General features: G+C 53.4%; 15 protein-coding genes. All 15 read right to left on the reverse strand.

Annotated features, from left to right (window positions below; translation table 11 throughout):
* Positions 1-3: 3 nt before the first annotated feature.
* Positions 4-711, reverse strand: a complete 708-nt coding sequence (locus tag AC506A_RS18580; RefSeq protein WP_495462502.1) for a FadR/GntR family transcriptional regulator — start codon at positions 709-711, stop codon at positions 4-6.
* Between the two features lie 18 nt (positions 712-729).
* Positions 730-1,464 (reverse strand): LutC/YkgG family protein, encoded by a 735-nt coding sequence (locus AC506A_RS18585; RefSeq protein WP_495462503.1) that lies wholly within the window; start codon positions 1,462-1,464, stop codon positions 730-732.
* The gene (locus AC506A_RS18590) at positions 1,454-2,983 is read right to left on the reverse strand and encodes a LutB/LldF family L-lactate oxidation iron-sulfur protein (protein ID WP_495462504.1); all 1,530 of its coding nucleotides are present in this window, start codon (positions 2,981-2,983) and stop codon (positions 1,454-1,456) included. Before AC506A_RS18590 ends, AC506A_RS18585 begins: the two co-directional genes overlap by 11 nt.
* Positions 2,980-3,708 (reverse strand): (Fe-S)-binding protein, encoded by a 729-nt coding sequence (locus AC506A_RS18595; RefSeq protein WP_495462505.1) that lies wholly within the window; start codon positions 3,706-3,708, stop codon positions 2,980-2,982. Before AC506A_RS18595 ends, AC506A_RS18590 begins: the two co-directional genes overlap by 4 nt.
* 124 nt (positions 3,709-3,832) lie before the next feature.
* Positions 3,833-4,603 (reverse strand): DeoR/GlpR family DNA-binding transcription regulator, encoded by a 771-nt coding sequence (locus AC506A_RS18600; RefSeq protein WP_495462506.1) that lies wholly within the window; start codon positions 4,601-4,603, stop codon positions 3,833-3,835.
* 83 nt (positions 4,604-4,686) lie between these two features.
* Positions 4,687-6,159 (reverse strand): rhamnulokinase, encoded by a 1,473-nt coding sequence (locus AC506A_RS18605; RefSeq protein ID WP_495462507.1) that lies wholly within the window; start codon positions 6,157-6,159, stop codon positions 4,687-4,689.
* Positions 6,160-6,170: 11 nt separating this feature from the next.
* Complete coding sequence (rhaA, locus tag AC506A_RS18610; protein WP_495462508.1) at positions 6,171-7,460, reverse strand: L-rhamnose isomerase; 1,290 nt, start codon at positions 7,458-7,460, stop codon at positions 6,171-6,173.
* Between the two features lie 18 nt (positions 7,461-7,478).
* Positions 7,479-7,850 carry a sensory rhodopsin transducer gene (locus AC506A_RS18615; RefSeq protein ID WP_495462509.1) on the reverse strand — a complete coding sequence of 124 codons (372 nt, stop codon included), beginning with the start codon at positions 7,848-7,850 and terminating at the stop codon, positions 7,479-7,481.
* Between the two features lie 17 nt (positions 7,851-7,867).
* On the reverse strand, positions 7,868-9,937 hold the full coding sequence (locus tag AC506A_RS18620; protein WP_495462510.1) for a bifunctional aldolase/short-chain dehydrogenase: 2,070 nt from the start codon (positions 9,935-9,937) through the stop codon (positions 7,868-7,870).
* Between the two features lie 360 nt (positions 9,938-10,297).
* Positions 10,298-11,326, reverse strand: coding sequence for a zinc-binding alcohol dehydrogenase family protein (locus AC506A_RS18625; protein ID WP_495462511.1), 1,029 nt, complete (start codon positions 11,324-11,326; stop codon positions 10,298-10,300).
* A gap of 25 nt (positions 11,327-11,351) precedes the next feature.
* Positions 11,352-12,395 carry a Gfo/Idh/MocA family protein gene (locus AC506A_RS18630; protein ID WP_495462512.1) on the reverse strand — a complete coding sequence of 348 codons (1,044 nt, stop codon included), beginning with the start codon at positions 12,393-12,395 and terminating at the stop codon, positions 11,352-11,354.
* A gap of 13 nt (positions 12,396-12,408) precedes the next feature.
* Positions 12,409-13,485: a serine hydrolase domain-containing protein gene (locus AC506A_RS18635; RefSeq protein WP_495462513.1), complete on the reverse strand. Its 1,077-nt coding sequence runs from the start codon at positions 13,483-13,485 to the stop codon at positions 12,409-12,411.
* 3 nt (positions 13,486-13,488) lie between these two features.
* Positions 13,489-14,283 carry an MBL fold metallo-hydrolase gene (locus tag AC506A_RS18640; protein ID WP_495462514.1) on the reverse strand — a complete coding sequence of 265 codons (795 nt, stop codon included), beginning with the start codon at positions 14,281-14,283 and terminating at the stop codon, positions 13,489-13,491.
* On the reverse strand, positions 14,280-15,206 hold the full coding sequence (locus tag AC506A_RS18645; RefSeq protein WP_495462515.1) for a ketopantoate reductase family protein: 927 nt from the start codon (positions 15,204-15,206) through the stop codon (positions 14,280-14,282). The genes AC506A_RS18640 and AC506A_RS18645 overlap by 4 nt, the downstream gene beginning before the upstream one ends.
* Complete coding sequence (locus AC506A_RS18650; RefSeq protein WP_495462516.1) at positions 15,203-16,576, reverse strand: four-carbon acid sugar kinase family protein; 1,374 nt, start codon at positions 16,574-16,576, stop codon at positions 15,203-15,205. The genes AC506A_RS18645 and AC506A_RS18650 overlap by 4 nt, the downstream gene beginning before the upstream one ends.
* Between the last annotated feature and the right edge of the window lie 2 nt (positions 16,577-16,578).

The raw sequence follows: 16,578 nt of genomic DNA on the forward strand, positions 1-16,578 counted from the left end.
CCCTTATAAATGCTTCAATAAATTACTTACCACATGCACAAGGTGCTGCTTCATCCGTTCACCCGCGAGGTCTGCATCCCGGCTTGAGATCGCTTCGTAAATAGCGAGATGCTCGCGGTACAACCGCTCGGAAACCGAGCGATTCGCATAGATCTCGACCCGCCGAATTTCGCGGATGGCCATTTCGAGCTGGCTCACGATGGAATCGAACAGCCGCACCATGATGGAGTTATGCGTCGCTTGTGCAAGCGTGGCATGGAAGAGTACATCCGTGCGCTCCCCTTCCAGGTCATCGCCGACCGATGCTTCCATCTCCAGCATGATCCGGTGCAGCTCCGCCAGATCCGCGTCGGTTGCCTTCAGCGCAGCGATGGAGGCATTTGATACTTCCAAGGACTGCCTCGCTTCGAGCAGCTCGAGCAGCGTCTCGCGGTTCATCCGCAGCGACTGCAATTCGGGCAGTTCGATTTCAGGCGGGGCACTACTAATGACCGTGCATCCGCCGCCCTGCTTAATCTCGATATAGCCCATGGCCTTGAGCGCACTGAGCGCCTCGCGCATAGTCGAGCGTCCGACGCCGAATTGCTCCGACATCTCCTTCGTGGAAGGCAGCTTGTCGCCAACCTTCAACTTGCCGTCAATCACCAAGCGCTTCAACTGCTCGGCAATCTCCTCATAATGATTCCGTTTCGATAAACGGGTTACTTCCATCGCTAGCATTCCCTTCTGTTAGCCAACAATGATCGCATAGACGACACCTGGACCGTGTACGCCGATCGTCAGATCGTTCTCAATATCTGCCGACCGCGAAGGCCCGGATATAAAATGAATGCCTGCCGGCAAATTCTCGCGCCCTGCCTGATCAAAGTTAATCAGGACTTGACCTAACCGCGTATGCAACCGTTCAATCGGAATAATGGCCATAAGCACCGTCGGCAGCAAACTGACTGAGCGGCCTTTGTCTTTCGAAGATAGAACGGTGATGGAGCCGGTATACGCAGCAGCATAGTCGGCAACAACTACTCCGAAATCTGCTTCAGCCGCGCGTGCTTTCCAGTGCTCCTCGGGATCGCTGTTCCAGACGGAAATCTTCGCATCCGGAATGGCGGCTTCGAGTCCAAGCTCATTTAGCTCAGGCTGATTCTGGCGGACTATATATTTCACGCTCATCTCGGCCGCTTTGCCCGCAATAAACGACTTCGCTTCTTCCATATCCGTAAGTCGAACAGGGTGTCCGCCGACCGCTTTGAAATTATCCATAAACTTCGTAACACGCTCCTCGAGCGGCCAGTCGAATTCTTTCCAGAAATCCGGCGCGCCGCGATACGGATGCGCCGGCGGCTCGATCTCACGCGGACGTCTCAGCTTCGCGGAGATCCCGTCGATGAAACCAACCTGCTTCGCACGCGACTGCGCCGCCAGTCCGTCAAGCCAAGCTTGATGCTCCTCTGATTTAGCTGCCATGGTGACCATGTCCTCCTTTGCCTGTTCCGCGTTCTTTCACAATCGCTTCCATGCGGCTCTTCATCGCAGGATCCATCTCCTGCAGGCCGCTGCGGATTTCTTGCTCCATTGTCGGCCATTTCTCCCTAAACGATTCCTTCGGCAAACTCGGCGTCACCCGATAAGAGTTCCATCCCTTCAAAGGACCGATCTTCGTACGAATCCCGCCATCTCGAACGACCAGCTTCTGACCGAGTTGACCGATCTTCAGCACAGCTTTAAACCGCTTCGAGTTCTTCATGACGGCAGCGAAGCCCTTCATACCGAGTGCTTCCAGCTTATCGCCGCGACCGCTCTCGAGCTTGCGGCGGCGCAAGTAAATGAGCATTTCGTGCAGCGGAATCTTAACCGGACATGCTTCATAGCACGCACCGCACAAGCTTGAAGCATTCGCGATATCATCCCACTCCGCAACATTCTTCTTCAGCGCAGGAGTCAGCACCGCACCGATCGGGCCACTATACGTCCCGCCGTAGGCATGACCGCCGATATGACGGTAAACCGGACAAGCATTCAGACACGCGCCGCAGCGAATGCAGTTGAGCAGTTCTTGAAACTCAGGATCGCCAAGCTGCAAGGATCGTCCGTTATCCACGATAATAATATGCATCTCATCCGGACCATCTGCATCCACATCGCGGCGAGGCCCGGAAATGCCCGACATATATACAGTCAGCTTCTGCCCAGTCGCCGAACGCGGCAGCAGCGTCGCCATGACTTCCAGATCTGCGAACGATGGAATGATGCGCTCCATCCCCATCAGCGTAATTTGCGTCTTCGGAACGGTCGTCACCATACGCGCATTACCCTCATTCTCGAACAGGACCATCGAACCTGTCTCGGCGATGGCAAAGTTACAGCCCGTCATACCGATGTCCGCATCCAGAAACCGCTCACGCAATTTCCGGCGCACGAAGCCGGCAAGAATTTGCGTATCCGGTTCAAGCGTCTCTCCGGCATCGGCCGACAGCAGGTCGGCAATCTGATAGCGATTCAAGTGAATAGCCGGAATGATGATATGGGATGGCGTTTGGCCGGCCAATTGAATAATGTACTCGCCAAGGTCCGTCTCGATCGCCTCTACACCGATCGACTCTAGTGCCGTGTTGAGATGCAGCTCCTCGGTCACCATCGATTTGGACTTCACGACCGATTTGGCCTCAACATGTTTGGCAATATCAAGCGAGATCTTCACAGCATCCGCCGCCGTCTCGGCAAAATGAACATGGACGCCGTTCGCCCGCGCATTGTTCACAAACAGATTCAAATAATAATCGAGGTGCGCGATCGTATGAAGCCGAATTTGCCGCCCCCGCTCGCGCCAGTCATCCCAGTTACCATGGTCCTCGGCCGCTTTCTCCTTACCCGTACGCAGCCTCTCCGTCGTAAACTTAACTGCTTTGCGCAGAAAATCATTATTGAGCGCTAAATCCGCCCGTTCCTTGACTGTGTTGCCGCCAACCGCTCCTGCTCCACTCATGCGCCTTTCACTCCTTCATAGAGAAGTTCCGCCAGATGCATGACGCGCACTGGTTTATCCCGATAACGCAAATTGCCCGCAATGTTCATCAGGCATGCCATATCCAGCCCGACAAGCACTTCTGCATCTGTTTCCAGCACATGATCGGTCTTCTCGTTCACCATCGCTCCGGAGATATCCGACATTTTCACAGCAAACGTACCACCGAACCCGCAGCAATCATTGGCAAAAGGAAGCGGAATAAGTTCCATCCCCTGCACCTGCTCCATGAGCAGAAGCGGTTCTTCCTTCACGCCGAGCAGACGACTTCCGTGGCACGAGGGATGATAGGTGACTTTATGCGGGAAGCTCGCGCCAACATCCGTAACCCCCAGCACCTGCACCAGAAATTGCGAAAACTCATAGGATTTCTCCTGCAGCTTAATTGCTTTCTCCAACATGACAGGGTCGTTCTCGAACAGCTTCGGATAATGATGAATCATTCCCGTACAAGAACCCGAAGGTGAAATAACGAAATCGCAATCTTCGAAAGCAGCCAAAATCGTAGCCGCAGTCTCCCGAGCTTCCTTCCAATAGCCGCTGTTGAAAGCAGGCTGACCGCAGCAGGTTTGCACCGTCGGGAATTCGACCGTCACTCCGTATCTAGCAAGCAAACGCACCATCGCTTCACCTACCGGGGGATATATGGCATCGCTTAAACAAGTAATAAATAAAGAAACTTTCATGTTCACCGGCACCTCGCCTTATGAAATAGTTATGATATCATTTTATCAGGTTGTCAGACATGTTGACAATAGAAAAAAGCGGATGCTCGTCAAGGCTTCCGCCCCACTTCACAACCGCTTTGACTCATACCGTCAAAACCGTAATCGACGTTCGCTCCGCAAGCTGCACCCGCGTCTCCTGCGGAAGCCGCTGATCCGTAATCAGCATGTCAATTTCGCCGATATCGGCGACATGCGTGAACGCTTGAACGCCAAACTTGCTGGCATCAGCCAGTACGATGACTTCGTCCGCCATACCGATCATTTTCTGCTTGATGCGCGCTTGCAGCTCATTGGACTCGCTGATGCCGCGGTCCAAATGAACGCCCTTGCAGGAGAGAAATACTTTATCGACATGGTAAAGGTCGAGCGACCGTTCCGCAAGCGGACCGACAAAGGATAAGGAACGCTGCGCAAGCAAGCCGCCGGTCGAAATCACTTCGATACGCTCCTTGCTGCTCAGCTCCGTCGCTACTTTGATCGAATTGGTCAGCACCGTCAGCGGAAAATCCGGCAAATACGAAGCCATATACCAAGCGGTAGAGCTTGCATCGAGCAGGATGCGATCCTTCGGGCGAATGAGCTTTACCGCCTCCTGTGCGATGCGCTTCTTCTCTTCCGCGTGCATAATTTCCCGCTCCGCATATGGAATTTCCGGCTGCTGCTGCGGCAGCTCCTTCACGCTGACCGCGCCGCCATGCGAACGGCGAAGCCTGCCGGCCTGCTCAAGCCGGTCCAGATCGCGGCGGATGGTTTCCTCCGTCACCTGACACAGCTCGCTCAGCTCCGTTACCCGAATGCTGCCCCGTTCATTTACCAGTCCTACTATTTTCTCATAACGCTCTGCAACCAGCATAGTCATCCTCTTCTCGCGAACTGCTCATATTACCTTCAAAATAAAACGGCTGCCCCGCCTTCAAGCGGCGCAGCCATCTTCTATTAATGAAGCCCCGTCAATGCACGGAACTTCCCGTATGCATCTTCCCATAATTGGCTCTCCTGCGGCTCGTACGTAACGACAGGGAACGATTCCCGGATTACCTTACGCGCTTCCCAAATATCGGAGAGCTCGCCTTGCGCAATCCACTGCACGACAAGGTTACCAAGTGCGCTTCCTTCAACCGGACCGGCCCAAACCGGCTTGCCGATTGCATTCGCCGACCACTGGCATAGCAGCACATTCTGAATGCCGCCGCCAACCATATGCAGGCCGCTAAACGTCTTACCCGACAACCGCTCTGTTAATTCAAGCACATAACGGTATTTCAGCGCAAGACTTTCCAATATACAACGGACAATTTCGCCCGGTGTTTCCGGTGCTGTTTGGCCTGTTGCTGCGCAATATTGACGAATGCGCGAAGGCATGTCGCCTGCGTGGAGGAACATCGGATCATCCGGCTCGATGAGTGCACCGAACGCCGGCGCTTTCTCTGCCATCGCGACCAGCTCAGGGAAACTATACGACTGTCCGGCACGTTCCCAAGCTCTGCGGCTTTCCTGCAAAATCCAAAGCCCCATGATGTTCTTGAGCAGACGGTAAGTACCGTAAACGCCGCCTTCATTCGTGAAATTCAGCTCCTGCGCGAGTTCGTTAATGATCGGACGATCGACTTCCGTTCCCATCAGCGACCAAGTGCCGCAGCTTAAGTAGGCAAAATCACGCTCAAGCGCCGGAACCGCCGCAACCGCAGAGCCCGTATCGTGCTCCGCTGCAGCATACACCGGAACAGCGCTGATGCCGAGCTCTTCCATAAGTGAAGGCCGCAGTTGACCAACTCGGGCTCCGGGCTGAACAACATCGCCGAACAGCGAAGGCGAGATCCCAATCGCTTCAAGCAGCGGCTGGTCCCAGCGTCCTTCAAGAGGATTGTACAGCTGCGTCGTTGTCGCATTGGAGAATTCGTTATGCATTTCGCCAGTCAAGAAGTAACGCAGCAGGTCCGGAATCATCAGGAAACGTTCCGCTCCCTCAATCAGCGGAGAGTTCGCTTCCTTCAGCGCCGCAAGCTGATAAATCGTATTAAACGGCAGAAACTGAATGCCAGTCCGGCCGAAAATCATCTCCGTCGTCAGGCGCGACTTCGTGCGTTCCATCACACCATCCGTATGGTGATCCCGATAGTGGTACGGATTGCCGAGCAGCTCGCCGCCTCGACCGATCAGTCCAAAGTCAACCGCCCAGGAATCGATCGCGAGACTTGCCGGCGTTTCGCCGGCATGTTTCGCCTTCAGCAGTCCCTGTTTGATCTCATGAAACAATCGGAGAATGTCCCACTGCAAACGATCGCCGACGCCAACGGGGTCATTGCCGAATCGGTGAACCTCTTCCACCTCAATGATGCGATTACTCAATCGGCCTAGCAGCGCTCTTCCGCTGCTGGCTCCAAGGTCATAAGCCAGAATGCTTGGCAAGCTGCATCCTCCTATACGTTAGATTCTGCTTCGACCGGCTCTTTGCCACGCTGCAGCAGCACTGCTTGCTCGTAAGCTTTCACTTCGGCAAGCCATGCTTCACGCACAGGCACACCATTCTTCTCGCAGTAATAATCCCATACCGCGCCGAAAGGATAAGACTTGAATTCTTCTTGAAGAGCAAGGCGAGTCGTATAGTCGCCGTCAAGCTCAGCTTGGCGCAGCGCCTCAACCGGATCCAGCATCGCTCTCATCAGTGCTTTAATTGTGTTGCGTGTTCCGATAACCCAAGCAGCGACGCGGTTAATGCTGGCATCGAAGAAATCGAGGCCGATATGTGTTTTGCTAAGCAGATCGCCGCGAACCAGCTCACGGCCGATATCGATCAGCTCATCGTCCATCGTCACGACATGATCGCTGTCCCAGCGCATTGGACGGCTGACATGAAGCAGAATGCCATCTGTGAAGAGCGAAATCGCAGACAGCTTATTCGAAATGACTTCCGTCGGATGGAAATGGCCTGCATCCAGACAGATCAGTTTATTGTTTTGAATACCATAACCCATATAGAACTCATGCGAACCGACTACGTAAGCTTCGGAGCCCAAGCCGAACAGCTTGCTTTCAACCGCATCCAGGTTATGAGCAGGGTTCAATTCTTCCTCGAACACTTGGTCAAGCGCATCCTTCAGACGTTTGCGCGGTGCCAGACGATCAGCAGGCGTGTCCTTGAAGCCGTCCGGAATCCATACGTTCGTGACGCAGGTTTGGCCGAGCTGCTCGCCGAAATACGCGCCGATTTTGCGTGATGCTTTGCAGTGGTCGATCCAGAACTGACGGATCTCCGGATCGGGATGGCTGAGCGTGAAGCCGTCCTTCGACTTCTCGTGGGAGAAGCAGGTCGGGTTAAAATCAAGACCTAAGCCTTGCTCCTTCGCCCAATCTACCCACTTCTGAAAATGCTTCGGTTCGATTTTATCAAGCTCCACTTGCTCGTTGGTATCTACATAAATGGCATGCAGATTCAGCTTATGCTTGCCCGGAATCAAGGAGAATGCCAGCTCCAAATCCGCGCGCAGCTCTTCCGGCGTACCTGCAGCCCCAGGATAATTACCGGTAACCGAGATACCTCCGGTCAACGCTTGGCCTTTATTTAGAAAGCCGCGTACATCGTCTCCCTGCCAACAGTGCATCGATATTTTGACTTGAGCCAGCTGTTCCAATGCCGCATCCACGTCGATTCCATGGCGAGCGTACAGCGCTTTGGCCGCTTCATAATTAGCTTGTATTGTTTGGTCCATCTCACATGCTCCTTTACGCTATTTTAGAGGATGAGCTATAACTGACATCAATGCATTCTCCGCTTGGGTTGCATCCAGACGGCTGTATTGCACAATAATTGGAATGTCGCTCAATACCTCAATCGCATAAGGAACGCCCACCGGAATGAACGCTCCTCCTGACGAAAGGGTAGAGGTGCGGATATGTTTGGTTCGTCTGCCTGGTACGACGACAAGAATGTTTTCGAGCGGATTGCGGTCTTCGAAGAAGATGGTCATTCGAATCAGCGCATCTTCGGAGGAACAGTTGAGCACACATACCGATTCATGGCTTTCAAGAGAACCTTTGCTCGTTGGCGGAATATAACCGTCCGGAATAATCCAGTGCTTCTCGCCTCTTGCTTGATACATGCCCGCACCAACCTCTCTTATCGTGTAAATGCTGCCGGCACGCCGCCGTCAATCGTCAACATGCAGCCAGTCGTTTTATCAGCCTTGGACGATGCGAAGAACGCTACGCCTTCTGCGATATCGCGCGGATAGATGTTAACGAGCAGCGTCGTCCGTTTACGGTAGTACTCTTCCAGCTGATCCGGCTCAATGCCGTAAGCGGCTGCCCGCTCGTTGCGCCAGCTGCCGTTCCAAATTGCAGATCCTTGCAGAATCGCATCCGGTAAAATCGTATTGCAGCGAATGCCGAACTCTCCGCCTTCTGCTGCCACGCAGCGTGCCAAGTGAGCCTCCAATGCTTTTGCAGAGCTGTACGCAGATGCGCTCTTACCCGCATAGACGGAGTTTTTGGAGCCGATGAATACCATGTTGCCGCCGATTGCTTGCTCTTTCATCAGCTTGAACGCTTCACGAGCCACAAGGAAGTAACCTGTGCCAAGCACGTTCATGTTCAGGTTCCATTCTTTCAAGGAAGTCTGGTCAAAAGGACTTGATGTAGCAAGGCCCGCGTTGTTCACGATGATGTCGAGACCGCCGTAAGTAAGTGCTGTTTCAGCGATTGCAGCCATAACCGCCTCTTCGCTTGTAACGTCCATTTTCACAGCAGCCGCACGGCCTTCGCCGTACTTCTCATTAATTTCGCCGGCTACCCGCTCTGCACCTTCCAGATTCAGGTCGGCAAGTACAACATGCGCGCCTTCGGAAACGAGTCGGCGAGCTGTTTCGCTGCCGATTCCGCCTGCACCGCCAGTAATGAAGGCAACCTTGCGGGAGAATTCCGCTTCTGCAGGAGCAAGCGACAATTTGTACAGCTCAAGCGGCCAGTACTCGACATTGTAGGATTCGTTCTCGCTGAGGGAAACGAATTCGCCAAGAGCCGTTGCGCCGCGCATAACTGCAATCGCACGGTGGTAAAGAGCACCGCTTACTTTGGAGTTGGACCAGCTTTTGCCTGTATTGATCATGCCGATTCCCGGAATAAGAATTACGCGCGGCGCTGCTTCGAACATCACGTCGCCTTCGTTCTTATTACGCTCGAAATAGGCTTCATATTGTTTCTTATACGCAGCGATGCTTTCTTTAAGAATCGCTTTCAAGCCGTCGATGTCACTTGTGTTCGGCGTCCAGTCGATGAAGAGCGGAACGACCTTCGTGTGAACGAGGTGATCCGGGCAAGCTGCGCCGACTTGGGACAGCTCAGGCGATTTCGCCCCGCCTACGAATGCAAGTACATCGTCTGCATCGTCGAACGTCAGAATCATTTTCTTCGCATCGCTGACAGCGCCGCGAATCGTTGGCATCACTTGTGCAGCAATGCTTCTACGTACGTCTGCTTCAAGTGCTGCGTGCTTCACGCCGCCGAACAGCTTCGCTTCATTGACACGAGCTTCGATGAAGTCTTCCGCTTCTGTAATGATCTTGATCGTTTGCGCGTAAGCTTCCTCGGACGTTTCGCCCCAAGTAACAAGACCGTGTTTCTCCATGAGTACGAGTTCTGCTTTCGGATTCGAGAGCACGCCTTGAGCGATCATTTTGGAGAGCGTAAACCCTGGGCGTACATAAGGAACCCAAACGAAACGGTCGCCGAAAATTTCTTTCGCCAGTTCTCTGCCGTTATCTGCGCAGCACAAGCTGATGATGGAGTCCGGGTGAGTATGGTCAACGTGTTTGAACGGAAGGAATGCGTGCAGCAGCGTTTCGATTGAAGCGCGCGGATGCTTGCTGTCGATCATGCAGTGCGCCAGGTAACCGACCATTTCCTCATCGGACATTTCATCGCGCTCGAACAGCGGACGAATATCCTCCAAGCGCAAACCTGTGAAGTTGCCTGCTTTCATCGTTGCAAGGTCAGAGCCGCTTCCTTTCACATACATCACTTCAATGTCACGGCCGCGGAAATCCTGTACCGTTGTCTTGCTGGATGTGTTGCCGCCGCCCCAGTTGCATACGCGACGATCGGTACCGATGATATTAGAACGATAAACCAGCTGCGCAAGTCCGCCTTGCAATTCTGATGCTTTCTCTTGTTCCCACAAACTTTGTACCATTGTGAATACCTCCGAATGAGTTTGATTTATGATGTTGAACTTAGTTTATCATGTTTGTTTGTTTTTGAATACAGAAATTCAAACAAAAACAAACAAGGCCCGGAAACAGCAGCAAAGGTGAATTCGCTGTCCTTCCGGGCTTATTTATTAGGCTTGGCTCGAAGGAACAGAGCAGCTACCAAGCAGTTCCCTTGGTGCGCTTCATTCGCTCATTGTGAAGAATCAAGTAGCTCCTAGAGCTGCACATTCACCGAAACTTACACGAATCGCGTTATGTGTTGCTCCCAGAGCTACTCTTACGCCGAATTCGCTCCCATGTAGATCTCCTGGTGCGCTACATGCGTTTTATCTCCTGCCCGCCTATGCTTCGTCGAACATCAAAATGATTTTGTTGAACGCATTCGGTTTCGTCTTGGCTTCGTGGAAGGCATGCGCAATGTCCTGAAACGGCATCGTTGCCGTAATAAAGGATTCCGCCAGCTCGCGATGGCGGCTGAGGAAATCGATAATAAACGGAAATTGATCCACGCTGTTCCGGCTGCCACGGATTTCGACTTCTTTCTTCGTAAACAGAATGCCGGGAAAGCTTACGTCATCGGAGGTTAACCCAACGATCACGATATGACCGCCTGCGCTAACCAGATGAATCGTCTGCTCCATCGTCCGCTTCAGGCCGGCCACCTCAATGACGGCATTGGAATATTCGCCGCCGGTCAATTCCTTCACGCGCTGAACAGGGTCCACTTCCAGCGGATTGATCAGAATGTCCGCACCGAATTGCTTCGCGGTCAACAGCCGCTCGGGCACAACATCGACGGCAAACACGCGCACAGCGTAAAGCTGCTTAAGCAGAATCAGAATCGTCAGTCCGATCGGACCCATACCCAGAATCGTAACGGTCATGCCATTCTTGATATTCGCCTGCTTGACCGCCTGCGCCCCAATCGTGAACGGCTCGCACAACGCGCCGATTCGGAAATCCATCTCATCCGGCATCGGATGAATGCATCGCTCCGGAACCGCAACATAATCGGCGAAGCCGCCTTGCCCGCCAAAGGAGCCGACGAATTTCATATCGATGCAGCAGTTGTACTTCCCGCTCCTGCATGGATAACAGCTGCCGCACGGAATAGCCGGTTCAATAATGACACGGTCACCCGGCTTTGTCCCGGACACCTGCTCTCCTACCTCTTCGACAACGCCGGACAGCTCATGCCCGTAAATCGAAGGATACCGAACATAAGGATGCGATCCATCGTAATTATGCAGATCGCTTCCGCAAATCCCTGCCGCCTTCACAGAAACCAGCACTTCGCCGGGAGCAGGCTGGGGCTTTGCTACTTCACTCACTATAATTTCAAATGGTTTACTGAACACCGCAGCTTTCATCGCAATCACCCTTCACCGTCAACAATCAGTCCAGATGGACCACTTGATGCTTCTCGTTACTTTCATAAGTGGCAAAAGCTAAGCGCAGCGTCCGCAAATTATCTTCCCCACTCGTCTGAAACGACCTGCCCGACATCAAACACTCAATGAAATGGGACTGCAGCCGATAATGGCTCTCTTCATGGTCGAGCTCGGTACGCTCTGCCACTACAGTCTCTTGTCCGTCGTTATCAAGGAGGACGATCTTCCCTTCATTCCCGTACATCTTGAGCGTAGCAAGGTCCCCATCCACCACAAAATGCTCCACGAATCTTGCATCCACCTGCTCTTCAATAATCGGTCCTGTAAGCTCGCGTCTCGAAACCCAGCAAATGTCCATAAGGCCGTAGAAATTGTCATAACCAAGTGTGACCACACCGGAATCATCGCCAACTACGTTCGGGCTAAACGACCTTAGCTCCGCATAAAGCCGCTTCGGCTCGCCGAACAGGAAACGCCACGTATCGTACCAATGAACACCCATTTCATAGAACATCAGCTGCGGCATCTTTGTTAGGAAAGGCTGCGGTAAGTTCGCTCCCGGTTTCATCCGTTCGGTAAAATAATCCGAGTGGATAAATCTCGCCACCCGAATCTGGCCAAGCACGCCGGATTCGAGCACCTGCTTGATCGTTTGAATCGGCTGCAGCCAGCGCCAGTTCTCCGTAACCATCAGCCTGGCATCATACTTACGGGCTGCCTCAACAATGGCTTCCGCTTCCTCGTAGGACGGTGCGAACGGCTTTTGGCACATAATGAATTTCCCTGCCTTGGCAGCCAACTCCACCAGATGAAGATGCGTTTCAGGCGGCGTAACGATATCGACGATATCGATGTCCGCCTGCTCGAGCATCTCTTCCAGTGAGGAATAAAGCTGATCATGCGGCACGCCGTATTCGTCCGCTTTGCGCAGCAGCTTCTCTTTGCTCCGGTTGCATAATGCGGCAATCTGCACATTCGGAATACGCTGCCAAGCTTTCAGATGCTTCTCCGACCAGAACCCCGTCCCGATCAACCCGACTTTATACATGAGCATCCTCCCATTATGAGCCCCCTTCGGCAGGCAGGCAGGCGAAAATGTTCCAGAGTCTACGGTAATGCGACCAGTCCGCGTGCAGCTTCTGGCTATTCGTTACCAGGCAGCCGGCTTTCCGCGTTTCCGGGTCCAGCATCAGCATACAGCCGGAGAAGCCCGGATGGCCGACAGCCCTTGGCGATACGAAATCACCGAAGCAGCTATAAGGATCAACGGCACCTTTCATCCAGAAGACTGGAGATTTGGAGAAGCGCCTACCTGTCACTTCCGACAGCATGGCATGAACAGCGGCTTCTGAGAAAATCCGTTTTCCTTCGAACACACCGTGATTCAGCAGCATAATGGCAAAATGAATGAGATCACCAGGCGTCGAATACAATCCGCTCTCACCGGTTGCCGCTAAACCTTCAAGCTCACTTTCGGGGGCCGTGTTTGCGAGATTGTACGGAAGCGAATAGCTGCCCGACTCCCAGTCCAATACATCAAAGGTCGTGTTGGTCATACCGAGCGGAGTAAACAGGATTTCCTTCGCAAACGCTTCGAGTGATTGCCCGGTTGCCTGCTCGATGACATCCATCAGAATGAAATAGCCTTGCGTAAAATAAACCGCGTTCTGATCCGGCGGCTCCGCTGGATCACAGTCATAGATCGCGGTTCGGCAGGCTGCCAGCTCTTCCGGTTTGGGCCACTTCCACGGCGTCGTCCATTGCAGACCTGAAGTATGTGTCATGAGCTGCCGGAGCGTGGTCGCATGTCGGTAGGCCGGCACAAATCGGGAAACGGCATCATCCAGCGACAGCTGCCCAACTTCGGCAAGCTTCATAATAAGCGAAGCCGTTATCACTTTCGTGACGGAGCCGACGTTAAACGGCTTAGTTGGATCAGGCGCCATATGACTACCATTTGAGGTTACAATTTGTCCGCCATAGGACTCGCCGATGCTGCCGTCGGCTCCGTAGAATGCCGCAGCATAGCAATTCGTTACGCCAGACTGCAGCAGCACTTCCAAGTACCGAGTACGAGCATCCTCACTGGAGAGAAGGAAGTAATCCGGCCGCAAAGTCTGAGACGCAGGCATAATCATAGGCTATTGCTCCCTTCTGACCGTGCTTCCTTCAAAATGTAATGTTTCTCCTACTTCCATATAGAGCGCTTCGCGTTTACCGGTCGTGTCATACTCCGGCACGAGCGCCAGAAACGCATCCACATCCTGCTTCTCAAGTTCATTGGTTAGATCGAGATAATGGGACGCAATCGCATAATCTAAGCCGAGGAATTCAGAGGCCATGGCCGCCTCCTTCGGCGACATCTCACCGGTCAGCAGTCGTCCCGCTTGAACGGCTCTTGCCAGCAAAGCCTGTGAATTATTGCAGCCCATAAGACCGATTGTCGGTGCGTACAGATCACGGATCAGCTTCATATCGCCGAAAATAGCAGTATCACCGCAATGGTAGATACGAATTCCCGGCTCCGGTTCCACGATGAAACCCATCGGCACACCCGATACATATTGACCATCCTTCAGCCTCGTCTGTGACCAATGATGGCTTTCTACCGGGCGCACGATGACACCGTTCACCTCAACTACAATACCCCATACCGTTGCCTGCACCTGCTCGGGTGGCAGTCCCGCTTCGAACAGAACCGCTCGCACATCACCGCCGCATACAACCGGTGCTCCGGTTCTTTTGGCAATGGCCGCGGTATCGCCGAGATGATCATAAGCAGCATGCGTCACGAGGATCACATCAGGCGTTTCCATCTCTTCATGCTTAATTGGAGCATTAGGACTGCCGGAAAGAAAGGGATCGATAAGAATCCGCTTATCGGGTCCAACAATTTCGTAGCCGGCCATACCTAGAAAACGAATGCTTGTCGTCACGCTCTCCAGCTCCTCTCGAGTCCTGCAATCATCGCGACCATCGCCTTGTTCAGCGGGACAGGGACGCCGGTTTGTTCCGCGGCTCGTACGACTGCGCCGTTAACGACCTCCACCTCGGTTTTGCGCTTGGCTTCCGCATCCTGCAGCATGGAGGATTTCCCTTTGCCTGCATTCTCCAGAATCGTATGAATGCGATCAATCCGTTCTTCGTGTTCAATCTCATAACCGAGCGACTGCGCGACGGCCACTGCCTCCGCAGCCAAATCATCCACGAGATCAAGCAGTGCACCTTTCTCTCCTTGATAACCTGCGCACAATCCGGTCAAAGCTGAAGTAGGCAGTGTTGCAGCGTTTAGTATCAGCTTCTTCCAAATCTCTGTCTTCACCTTCGCCGTTACCGTCGTTTCAATCCCCGCTTCATTAAGCAGCCTGCCGATCCGCTCTGCCGACTCCAAGCTCACGCCTTCATCATACGGTCCGACAAAGGTAGCTCCGAAACCGGTATGACCGACTTTGCCAACCCCAAGCACTGTAGCACTATGGTAGGTGACACCAACAATGATGTTCCCCTCCGGGTAGGCGCCGGATAACACATCGGCATTTCCCCAGCCGTTCTGCAAGCTGACGATGACCGTTTCTGCACCGATCATCGGTCTGGCATTCGCTGCCGCTGAGGAAGTATGATGCGCTTTGATAAAGAAGAAAACAACATCCTGAATGCCGATCTCTTCCGGATTCGAGGTTACATGAAGCTTGTAGGTCGCACTGCCTTGCCCTTTCGCATCGACAATAAGTCCGTTCTCATTGACTTCATTGATTAGTGCTTGTGATACGTCGATCAGTGTCACATCGTTACCGGCTATGGAGAATTTAGCGGCAAGCATACCGCCCATTGCCCCTGCCCCGACTATGGCGATTTTCATTGTGAACTACCTCCGATTGAGTTGAATTTCTGTACCAACCGCACTAACGTACTCTCATCACCGACATTGCCGGGAACGACACAGTATGGTATTTCTCGTCCATCTTCTTCGCCCTTTGGGTTCAATAACCAGAGCGACACGCCGGGCTCCAATTGGCCTGCAACATAAGCGCTGTCTGCCCCAAGCCCTACTGACGCTACATCCGCAGAGGTGATGCCCCCTTTGGAAATCACGCCATCACAATGCAGAGCAACCTGAGACACTACACTCGTAAGCGCCTTCATAACAAGCGCTCCGATGGCAAGATCGCCATGCTCGGCAAGCCTTACCCGTTCCGTTGCAACTATCGCAAGCTTCCCTTCATTCAACCTAGTCACCACACGCGCCGCAATTTCTGAGACAATCGAATCCTGCTCATCATGGAGCAATCGCTGCGTCGGAAGCACGATCGGCGTCTCGCCGGTATAACGCTCCAGCTGCGCCAGTTGCCGCGAAGAAGCAGCTGTGTGCGACCCGCAAACGATAAGCAATCGACCGCTTTCCGGCATCGCCGCCTGCTCTAAAGCGAGCGGCTGCAAACCGCAGCGAATCGAAGCAAACGTAGATGCGCTGCGAACGACGACCGTTTTCCCTTGTTCTTCCGCTATTCGAAGGCCTTCATCAACGCGGCATAGATCCTCAAACGACTGAGCATCCGGAACGACCACTGTGCCCGGCTCTGCTTCCAGTAGCGCGCGGCTTACGGCAGCTGCGATTCCGATGTTTGCATAGTCATCCAGGGTAACCGCTTTCAATTTCCAGTCGCCTTTACTAACTTCTTCAACCCATTCCTGCATCGTTGCGCTTTTGTACCCAAAGACAGGGTCCTGCGCAAATTCCGTTGCGGCAACCGGTATCCAAGTCGGAGTCGTCGCATTGCCGTTTGTGCCCGTCAGCAAATAGTGAACCCCGCCTCGCGTTACCCGGCCGCATTCCGGGAATGCCGGCACGAACAGCGCTGTTTCTTTAACGCCTCCGCTGAGCGCTTCGATTTCGGCAAAAACATGTCCGCGCAGCGTAGAATCGCCTCTAAGCAGGAACCGGACAGCGACATTTGCCTCAGCTGCAGCACGCTCCGTATCCGACTTGATACGGTGAATCAGCGCCACGGCTTCTGCCTGCGGCAGTGCTCTCGTGTTCGTCAGCACGTAGAGAGCATTTCCTATGGGACCCTGAAGCAGCTCACGGCGGAGTGCTTCTAAATCCGGTTTCAGAATCACGGATACACCCGACACGGATTGCGTCCCTGTCGGATCGTCATCCAATACGATTGTTATCATCTGAGCCGACGCTGATTCTGATTGATTACTTGAATCTATTTCACTCGTCAATG

The organism is Paenibacillus sp. N22P23, assembly GCF_059383735.1.

Coding starts and splice junctions, on each gene's coding strand:
- AC506A_RS18580 (WP_495462502.1), bottom strand. CDS start 711: ATGGAAGTAACCCGTTTATCGAAACGGAATCATTATGAGGAGATTGCC.
- AC506A_RS18585 (WP_495462503.1), bottom strand. CDS start 1,464: ATGGCAGCTAAATCAGAGGAGCATCAAGCTTGGCTTGACGGACTGGCG.
- AC506A_RS18590 (WP_495462504.1), bottom strand. CDS start 2,983: ATGAGTGGAGCAGGAGCGGTTGGCGGCAACACAGTCAAGGAACGGGCG.
- AC506A_RS18595 (WP_495462505.1), bottom strand. CDS start 3,708: ATGAAAGTTTCTTTATTTATTACTTGTTTAAGCGATGCCATATATCCC.
- AC506A_RS18600 (WP_495462506.1), bottom strand. CDS start 4,603: ATGCTGGTTGCAGAGCGTTATGAGAAAATAGTAGGACTGGTAAATGAA.
- rhaA (WP_495462508.1), bottom strand. CDS start 7,460: ATGGACCAAACAATACAAGCTAATTATGAAGCGGCCAAAGCGCTGTAC.
- AC506A_RS18615 (WP_495462509.1), bottom strand. CDS start 7,850: ATGTATCAAGCAAGAGGCGAGAAGCACTGGATTATTCCGGACGGTTAT.
- AC506A_RS18620 (WP_495462510.1), bottom strand. CDS start 9,937: ATGGTACAAAGTTTGTGGGAACAAGAGAAAGCATCAGAATTGCAAGGC.
- AC506A_RS18625 (WP_495462511.1), bottom strand. CDS start 11,326: ATGAAAGCTGCGGTGTTCAGTAAACCATTTGAAATTATAGTGAGTGAA.
- AC506A_RS18630 (WP_495462512.1), bottom strand. CDS start 12,395: ATGTATAAAGTCGGGTTGATCGGGACGGGGTTCTGGTCGGAGAAGCAT.
- AC506A_RS18635 (WP_495462513.1), bottom strand. CDS start 13,485: ATGATTATGCCTGCGTCTCAGACTTTGCGGCCGGATTACTTCCTTCTC.
- AC506A_RS18645 (WP_495462515.1), bottom strand. CDS start 15,206: ATGAAAATCGCCATAGTCGGGGCAGGGGCAATGGGCGGTATGCTTGCC.